Source organism: Akkermansia sp. 54_46 (genome assembly GCF_001917295.1).
Lineage (GTDB): Bacteria > Verrucomicrobiota > Verrucomicrobiia > Verrucomicrobiales > Akkermansiaceae > Akkermansia > Akkermansia muciniphila.
In genome coordinates this window covers 27866-39276 of the sequence record NZ_MNUD01000030.1, presented here as the reverse complement: position 1 = coordinate 39276, position 11411 = coordinate 27866, and the positions used below count along the sequence as shown (strand labels likewise).

Below are 11411 nucleotides of genomic sequence, written 5' to 3'. Positions count from 1 at the left end.
AAGATTGCCGGCGTCTTCAGGACCATAATGCCCCGCAGAGTGAAGGTTTTTTCTTGCCGGGCATCTGCCTGCCCATTTTTGGGAATCTTGCCCGGAAAGAAACTCAGGGAAATCAGGGAAGACAAGACGTTTGGTGAGGAGCATGAAACGCAGAGGGACAGGAGCAGCCGCTTTGGCACGGTGGAAACAGCATCAGGGGAAGACGCACCGTTTCGTGACGCAGGGAAGGACGGCATGCCGGAAAGGGGCCTTGATTCCGTCCCGTTCCGGGTATGGAATAAAAGCGCTTACTACTAAAACCATGCCTAACATTAACGATAATTTTCTCAAGTTGCAGGCGGGATATTTGTTCCCGGAAATAGGGCGCCGCGTACATGCGTTTGCCGAATCCCATCCGGAGGCGGCCAAAAGGCTGATTCGCTGCGGCATCGGCGATGTGACGGAGCCGCTTCCCATGGCGGCTATTGAAGCCATGCACCTGGCCGTGGATGATTTGTCCACTCATGAACGTTTTCACGGCTACGGTCCGGAGCAGGGGTATTTCTGGCTGAGGGAGGCAATCGCCAAAAAAGCCTATCAGGTTCACGGCGTGCATGTGGAAGTGGATGAGATTTATGTTTCTGACGGAGCTAAATGCGACACGGGAAACATTCTGGATATTTTCGGGACCGGCAACAAAATCGCCGTGCCGGACCCGGTTTATCCCGTGTATGTAGATACCAATGTCATGGCCGGGAATACCGGGAGTTCCAGCCCGGATGGTTCTTATGAAGGGCTGGTGTATCTGCCGTGCACTCCGGAAAATAATTTTGTGCCGCAATTGCCTGATGAGCATGTGGATTTGATTTACCTGTGTTTCCCGAACAATCCCACCGGAGCCGTGGCTTCCCGGAATGAACTGCTGAAATGGGTGGAATACGCCCGGGCGAACCGTGCCATTATTCTTTATGATTCCGCTTATGAGGCTTTCATACAGGATTCTTCCATTCCCAGATCCATTTTTGAAATTCCCGGCGCGCGGGATTGCGCCATTGAGTTCCGTTCCTTCTCCAAGCAAGGAGGCTTTACAGGGGTGCGCTGCGGTTATGTGGTGATTCCCAGGGAATTGCACGGATATGATTCCGAAGGGAACAAGGTTTCTATCAGCCAGCTCTGGAGCCGCCGCACCAGCACGAAATTCAACGGCGCTTCCTATATTGTCCAGCGGGGCGCCGCGGCTCTGTTCACCATGGAGGGCATGGCCCAGACCGCCGCGCTCATCAGCCATTACCTGGGGAATGCTTCGCTTCTGCTGAATGCCTGCCGCCAGGCGGGCATGCGCGTGTGGGGCGGGGAAAACGCCCCTTATGTATGGGTACAGTGTCCGGATGGTCTGGACAGCTGGCAAATGTTTGACAAGATGCTGCATGAGGCGAATGTGGTTATTACGCCTGGTTCCGGTTTTGGTTCCAGGGGGGAAGGATTCTTCCGCATTTCCGCGTTTAATTCACGGGAAAACGTGGATGAAGTCTGCCGCCGCATCCACAGCCTGTTTGCCAGATAGAAGGGCGTTTTCAGACAGATTGTCCAGGCCGCGGTGCAAAACACCGCGGCCTGTGTATTTCTTTTCGGGTGAGTTGATGACCGTGGCATTGCATTTCCTGCCGGGAGGGGGCTCCTGTAAAAAGGTCATCTTCCTTTCTTACGGATTTGGACCGGGAAAGAGCAGAGTCCGTTTTCAAGTGATGGGATTCCGGTAAAGGGGCGTTCCTATGGCATATTCGGCCCTTGCCCCCGTTCATTTGTACGGAGTAGGTTGTTGCTTATGTCCCCGTGGGTGCGCATGAGTTCCTTTTTCCGGCAGGCTGCTTTTCCTGCATGTTGCGCCTGCCTGCTGTCTGTTGCTGGCGCCATCCGGGGGCAGGAAGGGGAAGCGGAGCTCCCTTCTGTGGAGCCGCTTTCCTGCGCGCACTCCCCGGATGGGAGGGTAACAGTTCGGGGGGCGGTTATGGGTACGGTGTTCACGGTGCGCGCTTATCCCGGGAGTGGCATGGACGCGGGAGATGCGGAGAGGATTTGCGGGGAGGCTCTGGCCTGTGCCGCCCATTGGGAAAAAGTGATGTCCGCCATGGATGCGGAAAGCGGTCTGGCCCGGCTTAATGCTGCGGAATACGGCATTTCCGTGCCTGTTTCTCCGGAATTGGAAAGGGTGCTTCTTCTGGCCCTGGATTATGCCCGGCTGACGAACGGCGCTTTTGATCCCACGCTGGGGCCCTGCATCCGTCTGTGGAAAAAGAGCCGCCGCCTTGGCATTCTTCCGTCCGGCGAGGAACGGGAATGCGCGCTCCGTGCATGCGGATGGGAAAAGTTGTCCGTCCGTAAGGGAATGGCGGTCAAGGCGGTTTCTGGAATGAGGCTGGATTTGGGAGGCATGGGAAAGGGCTTTGCTGTGGACCGGATGGCGGAGATGTTGAAAACAAGGGGTGTATGTTCCTTCTTCATTGACAGTACCAGCGATGTTCTGGCCGGCGCTCCTCCTCCCGGGGAACCGGGATGGCGGCTGCGGGTGGATACGGGAAATGGGCAGGGGGAAGTGTTGCTGTTGAGCCATGCGGCCGTTTCCACTTCCGGGAGCGCCCGTCAGATGGTGAAAATTGGCGGGAAAGCGTATTCCCACGTGCTTGATCCCCGGTCGGGGCTGGGCGTTACGGAAGGGAGGCAGGTGAGCGTCCGGGCGTCTTCCGCTGCGCTGGCGGATGCCCTGGCGACGGCAGGGTGTGTGATGCGTGAGGAGGAGTTCCGTTCCCTGGCGGCCGGATTGCCGGGAGTGTCCGTTCCGGCCTTTTTTCAAAGTCCGCCATGTTCTGCGGGGGAAACGCAGAAACAGGATGGACTGCGGAAGGAGGGATGAATGGGGGCAATGAAAGGAATGGCAAAGCAACTACGTTTTTAAGGTACACCTTTATAACCCTATTTATGAGATTGTACCATTTTTTACTCCCTGCCGTTGTCAGCGCTGCCGTATCCGCATCATTTGGGGCAGAGTTTCCTAATCCCTATCCTGCGCCTGTTCCCGGTGTCCGCCTGACTCCAGAAATTCCGCTTTCACCCTCCATTAATGGCGCCCGTATCGTCGGGGCTACCCCCGGTTCCCGCATGCTGTTCCAGGTTCCCGTCTCCGGGGAGCGGCCCATGAAAATTCAGGCAACAGGGCTTCCCCCAGGCCTGAAGATGGATTCGCGCGGATTGATTGCGGGTACCGCTCCGTCCGGGAAGAGGGAATACAAGGTAAATATCCAGGCTTCCAACAGGCATGGAAAGGATATGAAGGAGCTGATTCTGAAGGTGGGGGACGAATTGTGCCTGACTCCGCCCATGGGCTGGAGCAGCTGGTATTCCTACAGTGAGGCTGTAGGGCAGGATAATGTGCTGAAGACGGCACGGCTTTTTGTGGAACGGGGGCTGGTCAATCATGGCTGGACCTATATCAACATTGACGACTGCTGGCAGGGCAGGCGCGGAGGGAAGTATGGCGCCATTCAACCCAATAAGCGTTTTCCTGACATGAAGGCCATGTGCGACGCTATTCACGCCATGGGCATGAAGGTGGGCATTTATTCCACGCCTTGGATGGGAACGTATGCCGGTTTTATCGGAGGGAGCGCGCCTAACGCTAAGTCGGACTACGGGGAAATGGCCATTCCGGAAAAGGAGCGCAAGCAGGAGGATCAAATTTTTGGAAGTTATCCGGGCGTTCATCGCAGAAAGGCGGATCATGTGGGAGCCGTCTGGCTGTTTGACCGTGACGCTAAACAATGGGCGGATTGGGGGGTCGATTATGTGAAGGTGGATTGGAACCCCAACGATGTGCCTACGACAAAACGTATCCGCAAGGCGCTGGACGAGTCCGGAAGGGATATCGTGCTCAGCTTGTCCAATGCCGCCCCGTACGAACATGTGGAAGAGCTGGGCAAGCTGGCGAATTTATGGCGGACGACGGGGGATATCCAGGATCACTGGGGCAGCGTCAGCGGCATCGGTTTTTCCCAGGAACGCTGGCAGAAGCATATGCGCCCGGGACATTGGAATGACCCGGACATTCTCCAGATTGGGAAGCTGGGCAAACCTAACCAGCCCAACACCACGTTTGTCCAGACGCGGCTGACTCCGGATGAACAGTACACTCACGTGACCCTGTGGTGCCTGCTGTCCGCTCCGCTCATCGTCTCCTGTGATTTGGAGCATATTGATTCGTTTACGATGGGGCTGCTTACCAATGACGAGGTGATAGCGGTGGATCAGGATCCGGCTGCCCGCCCCGCCCGCAAAGCGTGGCGCCAGGGGAGTTTCCAGGTGTGGACGAAGGAGTTGTCCGACGGTTCCGTGGCGGCCGGCTTTTTCAATACCGGGAAGGAGAAAGGAATTTTGAAGGTGAATCTGAAGGAGCTGGGGCTTTCCGGCGCGTATGAGGCAAGGGACCTCTGGAAACGCGCTGACCAGGGGACCGTACAGGGAGATATGGCGGTAGAATTGAACGGGCATGGAGCATCCATGTTCCGGTTCAGCAAAAAGAAGTAACGGGAAGGAGACGGCTCTGTATTCATTCAGGGGCGGCAGGTATATGCCGCCCCTGAAGCCTGTGGCAGGGGAGGCTTTTAATTGAACCGGCATCCATAGAAACAAACCTTCTGCACAAAATCCCACTTTTAAAGTACCTGCCTGCGGATTGCCGGATTCCAGGGGGCAGGAGGGGCTGTGAATGCCTCCCCTGTACCAGAGCTTGCGCTTCAATTCCGGAAAGTTTTTCCCGGGAAGCCTTTGTTATTGTGTAATAAAAAAACCGCTCCGGCAGATCCGGAGCGGTTCTTATAAAAGAGATTGATGTGACTTGCCTTAATCTCTCCCGACAGCTTTTCTAGGCGGCAATGCCGAAATGCTGCTGAATGGAGGCGAAAATCTTGTCGCGACGGGCGCGGGCTTTTTCAATGTCACGGGTTTTCAGCGAGAATCTCAGGCGTTCCGCCGTGGAGTCCGGCTTGTGAACCGTAACGTGGCACCACCAAACCCCCCTGTTATTCCACAGGTGGTGGTTGGGGTTGTCATCATTAATTCTAAGAGCGATTTTGGTTTGGGCTTTCATCTGTGTGATCTTTTCCAGTAGAGGACGTATTGTTTACGTCCGTTGGCGTATTAATGTTTCAATAAAACCTTCAACTTGGAGGTGCCTCACTTAAGCAGATGATCCCTTGTCTTTTTGGACATCTTTTTCTGCCAGTTGCTCACCTCGTTGAAGCCTTAGAGTTCAAGTGGTGAAACAACGTTCAAAAAAAAGAATCTTTTTTACAGGAGACCTACTTTTTTAAGAGTGTTGTAAGCACCGTTCTTGTTGATCGTACGCAGGGCCTTGGCGGAAATCTTCATTTTCACGAATTGACCGAGTTCAGGAACCCAGATGCGCTTCTCCTGAAGGTTGGGGAAAACGGTACGATTGACAGTCTTAGTGACGTGACGACCAATACCGCCCTTTTTCTTGGCAAGACCGGAGCGATGGATACGACGACCTTTGTGAGGCATGGTACCTCTGATGATGCAAATTCGGGACATGGCAATCGAAGTTATTTGTTAATGCGAGAGAGATAGTCTAGCGTATTTTTGCCTAAGGTCAAGAACAACCGGACGAAAGCCCTGGAATTTATCCTGGACTGTACGGAAGCATGCCTTTTCTTTTGCGTGAACTCCGGTTTTTTCTTCCATGATGAAGAGGGGCTGCAGAGGCGGTGAGCTGAAAGCGGGAGAGGCTGATCCGGGAAAATGAACGGTACCGCAGATAAAGAGGAAAATGAGGCGTTCTTCCGTATTTTTTCCCGGACTTCCTCTGTGGAGCAGGGGCAGGCCGGATAGCCGGGCCGGATGAAGGTCTTTCTCCACAGGAAAAGTGCAGAATGCGGGAAAGATTGCACCCCTGGGTTTTTTCACGGCAGCGGTATTATGGCTGACTGCTCCCGGGTAAAACGTATCCGGCGCTTGCACGGAGGGGCGTTCCATGAGAAAGTGAAAGCATGAGTGAGAATCATTATGCAGAGTTTTCCGAATGCAGCATGAAGCCCCAGGAAGTGCTGGAGTACGTTTCCGGCCCCATTCCCGTTCCGGAGGAGGGAGAAGTTCTGGTCCGGATGAAGGCGGCCCCGATCAATCCGGCGGACATCAATTTTGTGCAGGGAGTTTATGGTTTGAAGCCCGTATTGCCGCACTCCCGCGCCGGCCTGGAAGGCTGCGGCGTGGTGCAGGAGTCTCGCGCAGAGGGATTCCGAGAGGGAGATGAGGTGATTCTCCTGCGCGGCGTGGGTTCCTGGAGCGAGTATGTGGCGGTTCCCTCCGTGAATGTCATGAAGCTTCCGGTGGGGGTAGATCCCGTCCAGGCGGCCATGCTGAAGGTGAATCCCCTGACCGCCCTGCGCATGCTGGAAGGGTTCGTTTCCCTGGAGCCGGGGGATTGGCTGGTGCAGAATGCCGCCAATTCCGGAGTGGGAAGGTGCATTATTCAACTGGCCCGTGAAATGGGCGTGAAGACAGTGAATTTTGTGAGAAGGCCGGATGAATTGAGGGATGAATTGACTGAGCTGGGCGCCGATCTGGTGGTGGGCGAGGATGACGGGGATGTGGTGAAGAATACGCTGGCCCGCCTGGATGGAAAGAGGCCTGTGCTGGCTTCCAACGCCGTGGGCGGAGAAAGCGCCCTGCGCCTGATGGATATACTGGCTCCCGGCGGGAGCATGGTGACGTACGGAGCCATGAGCCGGAAGAGCATCAAGGTGCCGAACGGTTTTCTGATTTTCAAGGGTATTAAACTGGAGGGGCTGTGGGTGACGCAGTGGCTTAAGAATGCCCCTGTTTCAGAGATTGAGGCCGCCTATGACAAGCTGGCGCGCCTGATGGCGGACGGCAGGTTGAAGCAGGCCGTGGACACCGTTTATCCGCTGAGCGATGTGCGGAAAGCTGTGGAGAAGGCCCAGGAGGAGTTCCGCAGCGGCAAGGTGGTGCTGAGCATGGATTGCGCCTGATGCGCGGAAAGGGAGCTTTGTTTTCCCGTACTGCGGAATGCTGAAAGGACGTTTTCAGCGTTCCGTGGTTGGGGGCGTTGGCTGGCGGCGTTTTTGTTTGCCGGGAGAATGGTCTTGCTCAGGAAACGGGAAGTAAGGAGTTCCGTAGGAGCGTAGAGCCGGGAGGGACGGAGCGTGCGCGCCGTTTGGCTTCAGCCCAGCGTGGAATCAAGCCAGGTGTTGAGTATTTCCACGGCGGCTACCTGGTCGATGACGGGGCGGAAGTTTTTTGCCTTTTTCCCGGCGGCGTGCAGTTTTTCCTGCGCAATGACGGTGGTGAGGCATTCATCCATGAAGATCAGGGGAAGGCCGGGAAGGGCTGCGGCCAGTTCCCTTCCGAAAGCGCGCACCTTGGCCGCGGCAGTTCCTTCCGTGCCGTCCATGCGGACGGGAAGACCCAGCACCAGGGTGCGTATTCCCCGTTTCTGGACGAGCTGGACAATGCGGGAAATTCCGTCCGTCTGATGCCTGTGGATGGTTTCTACGGGATGGGCCATGATGCCCACGGGGTCCGTGGCGGCAATGCCGATGCGGGCTTCTCCGTAATCGATGCCCAAGGCGGGGTGCGGACTGGTCATCTGAGTTCGTCCGGCAGCTGGTTGACGATTTTCTTGATTTCGTCCGCCTTGTTTTTATCCGCAATGAGGATGGCGTCCGCCGTTTCCACCACAATCAGGTTTTCCACTCCCAGCAGGGCCACGTGCTTGTCTCCTTTCTGGGAGAAAACAATGTTGCCGGAGGCGTCCTGCACGGTGATGTCCGTGTTGGTGGTATTTTTATTGTGGGTTTCCAGATAGTTGGCTACGGATATCCAGGATCCTACATCGTCCCAGTCAAAGGTGGCTTCTATGTTCAGCACTCTGTCCGCATGCTCCATGAGCGCGAAGTCTATGGAAATGGGGGTGAGCGCCGGAAATTCTTCCCGAATGGTTTCCTGCGGGGCCGGAGATTCGGCAACGTGTTCCACGAAGGAGGCCAGTTCCGGGCAGTGCTTGTCCAGCTGTTCGCACACGGCGGGAATGCTCCAGACGAACATGCCGGCATTCCAGCAGAAATTGCCCCGGCTCAGGTAGGATGCGGCCGTGGCCGTGTCCGGTTTTTCGCGGAATTGAATGACTTCACGGCAGGAACAGCCCGGAACGGATTGGATTTCTTCTCCGCGTTCAATGTAGCCGTAGGAGGGGCAGGGCCAAGTAGGCTTGATCCCCACAGTGACAAGCGCTTTTTCCCTGGCAGCCGTGTCCATGGCAGCTTTCATCAGGGTGCGGAAAGATTCCTGGTCCTGAATGAGCTGGTCGGAGGGGATGACGAGCATGACTCCGTGCGGATCCGCCGCCTTGATGAGGCCGATGCCCAGGGCGATGGCGGGAGCCGTGTCCCGGCGCACGGGTTCGGAAATGATGTTGTCCACGGGAATATCGTGGGCCTGGCGGCGCACTTCCGCTTCCTGCAGATGGTTGGTCAGGATAAAGATGTTTTGCCGGGGCACCAGCCCGTCCAGCCTGTCGATGGCCTGGCGGAGGAGGGTTCCTTCCCCGAACATGTTCAGGAGCTGTTTGGGGCGGTGGTCGCGGGAGAGGGGCCAGAAACGGGTGCCGCTGCCGCCGGCCAGGATAAGAGCGTATTGGTTCATGTCTGTTTCGCAGGAATGGGGGTTAAAAAAGGTCAGAGCGCTCCGAAACGGCGTTTTCTGCGGGAGTAGTCCAGCAGAGCGGCTTCCATGTCCCGGTCGCCAAAGTCCGGCCACAATGTGTCCGTCACGTAAATTTCCGCGTAGCTGATCTGCCAGAGAAGAAAGTTGGAGACGCGCATTTCTCCGGAGGTGCGGATAAGCAGGTCCGGTTCCGGCATGCCGGCGGTGTCCAGATACTCGCCGAACAGGTCTTCCGTCACGGCATCCGGCTGGAGCTCCCCGCGGGAGACTTTTTCCGCTATTTTCCTGGCGGCGGAGGCAATTTCCCCACGGCTGCCGTAGGAAATGGCCAGAACCAGGTTGAGCCTGGTGTTTCCCGAAGTGGCTTCCAGACTGTCCTGAAGAAGTTTCCGGGTGCGGGCGGGAAGACGGGAAAGGTCGCCTATGGCATGAAGGCGCACGCCTTTTTCCATCATTTGATGGAGACGTTTTTTCAGGAATTCGTGCAGCAGGAGCATTAACGCGTGCACTTCCGTCTTCGGGCGGTTCCAGTTTTCCGAGGAAAAAGCGTAAAGAGTGAGCCAGGGAATATTATGGGTCATGCAGAAGTCCGCACAGCGCTCCACCGTATCCGCTCCCGCCCGGTGGCCTGCCTGCCGCGGCAGATGACGGCTGTTCGCCCAACGGCCGTTGCCGTCCATGATGCAGGCGATGTGAATCGGCAGTTTTTCCTTGGGAATGGTAAGCATAGATAGGCGTTGCTTTACTCTAGTCCATGACCGGATCCAGTTCAACACGCAAGTTGTTCAGGATGTATTCCTGTCTTTCCCGCGTGTTTTTGCCCATGTAGAAGGACAGCAGGTCTTTCACCTTGTGGGAGTCTTCCAGACGGACGCGGTCCAGGCGCATCCCTTCCCCGATGAAAGCCTTGAATTCCTGGGGGGAGATTTCTCCCAGGCCTTTGAACCGGGTAATTTCCGGGTTTTTCCCCAGCAGGCCGATGGCTTCCTCCCTTTCTGCGTCCGAGTAGCAGTAGATCGTTTGCTGTTTGTTGCGCACGCGGAAGAGGGGCGTCTGGAGGATGAAAAGGTGTCCCTCCCGTATCAATTCCGGAAAGAACTGGATGAAGAATGTCATCAGCAGGATACGGATGTGCATGCCGTCGTCATCAGCGTCCGTGGCGATGACCACTTTGTCATAGCGCAGTTCCTCCAGCCCGTTTTCAATGTTCAGGGCATGCTGGAGGAAGTTGAATTCCTCATTTTCATAGACGACTTTACGGCTCATGCCGAAGGAGTTCAGCGGCTTGCCCCGCAGGGAGAAAACGGCCTGGGTTTCCGCGTCGCGCGCCGTCGTGATAGAGCCGGAGGCGGAGATACCTTCCGTAATGAAGAGGGTGGTTTCCCCGGCGCGGGAGTGCTTGGAGTTGTAATGCACCCGGCAGTCCCGGAGATTCTTGTTGTGAATTTTGGCCTTGCGGGCGTTTTCGCGCGCCAGTTTCTGGATGCCGGAGAGTTCCTTGCGGTCCCGTTCGGAATCCTTAATCTTGGCTTCCAGGGCTTTGGCCGTTTCCGGGTTTTTGTGCAGGTAGTTGTCCAGCTCCCTGGCAATGAAGTTGCCCACAAAGGTGCGGATGGTTTCCCCTTCCGGGCTGATGGTGTTGGAGCCCAGTTTGGTTTTGGTCTGGGATTCGAAGACGGGTTCCTTCACCTTGATGGAGATGGCGGCTACGAGGGAGGAACGGATGTCCCCCGCCTCATAATTTTTCTTGAAGAAGTCCCTCAGGGTTTTGACGATGGCTTCCCGGAAGGCCGCCTGGTGGGTGCCTCCCTGGGTGGTGTGCTGCCCGTTGACGAAGGAGTAGTGCTCCTCCCCGTATTGGCCGCCATGAGTGAAGGCCACTTCAATGTCATGCCCTTCCAGGTGGATGATGGGGTACAGGGGTTCTTCGCTCATCGCTTCCGCAAGCAGGTCCAGCAACCCGTTTTTGGAGATGTAGCGGCGGCCGTTGAAATGCAAGGCCAGCCCTTTGTTGAGGTAGGAGTAGTATCTGCACATTTTTTCGATATACTCCGGCCGGAATTGCGTGGCCGCTGGAAAGATATCCGGGTCCGCGTGGAAAGCCGTGCGGGTGCCGTTGGGTTCCTCCGTGGCGCCGTCCTTCCGTCCCTTGGGGATTTCCTTTCCGCGGCAGAACTGGTAGGACCGCGTTTCCCCGTCGCGGTAGGCCTGGATTTCAAAAAAGTCGGACAGGGCGTTGACCGCCTTGATGCCCACTCCGTTGAGGCCTACGGATTTTTTGAAAGCGTCGCTGTCATATTTGGCTCCGGTGTTGATTTTTGCGGCGCAGTCCAGCAGTTTGCCCAGCGGAATGCCGCGGCCGAAGTCGCGCACTTCGCACAGGCCGTCCGGAGTCACGTCAATGGTGATTTTTTTGCCGAACCCCATGACGAATTCGTCGATTGAGTTGTCGATGACTTCTTTTAAAAGGACGTAAATGCCGTCGTCCGGAGAAGCGCCGTCCCCCAATTTGCCGATGTACATCCCCGGGCGCATGCGGATGTGTTCCCTCCAATCCAGGGTTTTGATGCTGTTTTCGTCGTAGGCCATGTGCAACGGGGTCGCGCTTATTATAGCGGCGCCCCCGGAATTTGCGAAGAAAAAATGAGGGCCCGTTCGTTTGTGTTTGATGAAGCTTG

General features: G+C 56.3%; 10 protein-coding genes. 4 read left to right on the top strand and 6 right to left on the bottom strand.

Annotated features, from left to right (window positions below; genetic code table 11):
• The first annotated feature begins 301 nt into the window (after nucleotides 1–301).
• From BHW66_RS05840 to BHW66_RS05830, 3 genes are all read left to right on the top strand, one after another.
• Nucleotides 302–1543, top strand: a complete 1242-nt coding sequence (locus tag BHW66_RS05840) for an LL-diaminopimelate aminotransferase (protein WP_046437574.1) — start codon at nucleotides 302–304, stop codon at nucleotides 1541–1543.
• 279 nt (nucleotides 1544–1822) lie between these two features.
• Nucleotides 1823–2890 carry an FAD:protein FMN transferase gene (locus BHW66_RS05835; RefSeq protein ID WP_180975828.1) on the top strand — a complete coding sequence of 356 codons (1068 nt, stop codon included), beginning with the start codon at nucleotides 1823–1825 and terminating at the stop codon, nucleotides 2888–2890.
• On the top strand, nucleotides 2839–4557 hold the full coding sequence (locus BHW66_RS05830) for a glycoside hydrolase family 27 protein (RefSeq protein WP_102758661.1): 1719 nt from the start codon (nucleotides 2839–2841) through the stop codon (nucleotides 4555–4557). The genes BHW66_RS05835 and BHW66_RS05830 overlap by 52 nt, the downstream gene beginning before the upstream one ends.
• A gap of 337 nt (nucleotides 4558–4894) precedes the next feature.
• On the opposite strand, the gene BHW66_RS05825 is transcribed toward BHW66_RS05830, so the two are convergent.
• Nucleotides 4895–5119 carry a hypothetical protein gene (locus tag BHW66_RS05825; protein ID WP_012420228.1) on the bottom strand — a complete coding sequence of 75 codons (225 nt, stop codon included), beginning with the start codon at nucleotides 5117–5119 and terminating at the stop codon, nucleotides 4895–4897.
• Between the two features lie 200 nt (nucleotides 5120–5319).
• Entirely contained in the window at nucleotides 5320–5583 is a 264-nt protein-coding gene (rpmB, locus tag BHW66_RS05820) for a 50S ribosomal protein L28 (protein ID WP_012420229.1), read from the bottom strand.
• Between the two features lie 455 nt (nucleotides 5584–6038).
• Here rpmB and BHW66_RS05815 point away from each other — a divergent pair, with 455 nt between their 5' ends.
• Nucleotides 6039–7040, top strand: a complete 1002-nt coding sequence (locus BHW66_RS05815) for a 2-enoyl thioester reductase domain-containing protein (RefSeq protein ID WP_022197010.1) — start codon at nucleotides 6039–6041, stop codon at nucleotides 7038–7040.
• A 191-nt stretch (nucleotides 7041–7231) separates the two neighbouring features.
• On the opposite strand, the gene ruvX is transcribed toward BHW66_RS05815, so the two are convergent.
• From ruvX to BHW66_RS05795, 4 genes are read right to left on the bottom strand one after another with little or no spacing between them, the layout of a single operon-like run.
• Complete coding sequence (ruvX, locus tag BHW66_RS05810) at nucleotides 7232–7657, bottom strand: Holliday junction resolvase RuvX (protein WP_022197011.1); 426 nt, start codon at nucleotides 7655–7657, stop codon at nucleotides 7232–7234.
• A complete protein-coding gene (locus tag BHW66_RS05805) occupies nucleotides 7654–8712 on the bottom strand; it encodes a sugar phosphate nucleotidyltransferase (protein WP_046437500.1) in 1059 nt (352 codons plus the stop codon). Before BHW66_RS05805 ends, ruvX begins: the two co-directional genes overlap by 4 nt.
• Nucleotides 8713–8744: 32 nt before the next feature.
• Nucleotides 8745–9509, bottom strand: a complete 765-nt coding sequence (locus BHW66_RS05800) for an isoprenyl transferase (RefSeq protein WP_257227932.1) — start codon at nucleotides 9507–9509, stop codon at nucleotides 8745–8747.
• Complete coding sequence (locus BHW66_RS05795; RefSeq protein ID WP_022197014.1) at nucleotides 9481–11322, bottom strand: DNA topoisomerase IV subunit B; 1842 nt, start codon at nucleotides 11320–11322, stop codon at nucleotides 9481–9483. The genes BHW66_RS05800 and BHW66_RS05795 overlap by 29 nt, the downstream gene beginning before the upstream one ends.
• Nucleotides 11323–11411: the final 89 nt, after the last annotated feature.

What these genes read in the sequence shown, in the direction of transcription:
- BHW66_RS05840 (WP_046437574.1), top strand. Translation starts at nt 302, where the DNA reads ATGCCTAACATTAACGATAATTTTCTCAAGTTGCAGGCGGGATATTTG.
- BHW66_RS05835 (WP_180975828.1), top strand. Translation starts at nt 1,823, where the DNA reads ATGAGTTCCTTTTTCCGGCAGGCTGCTTTTCCTGCATGTTGCGCCTGC.
- BHW66_RS05830 (WP_102758661.1), top strand. Translation starts at nt 2,839, where the DNA reads ATGTTCTGCGGGGGAAACGCAGAAACAGGATGGACTGCGGAAGGAGGG.
- BHW66_RS05825 (WP_012420228.1), bottom strand. Translation starts at nt 5,119, where the DNA reads ATGAAAGCCCAAACCAAAATCGCTCTTAGAATTAATGATGACAACCCC.
- rpmB (WP_012420229.1), bottom strand. Translation starts at nt 5,583, where the DNA reads ATGTCCCGAATTTGCATCATCAGAGGTACCATGCCTCACAAAGGTCGT.
- BHW66_RS05815 (WP_022197010.1), top strand. Translation starts at nt 6,039, where the DNA reads ATGAGTGAGAATCATTATGCAGAGTTTTCCGAATGCAGCATGAAGCCC.
- ruvX (WP_022197011.1), bottom strand. Translation starts at nt 7,657, where the DNA reads ATGACCAGTCCGCACCCCGCCTTGGGCATCGATTACGGAGAAGCCCGC.
- BHW66_RS05805 (WP_046437500.1), bottom strand. Translation starts at nt 8,712, where the DNA reads ATGAACCAATACGCTCTTATCCTGGCCGGCGGCAGCGGCACCCGTTTC.
- BHW66_RS05795 (WP_022197014.1), bottom strand. Translation starts at nt 11,322, where the DNA reads ATGGCCTACGACGAAAACAGCATCAAAACCCTGGATTGGAGGGAACAC.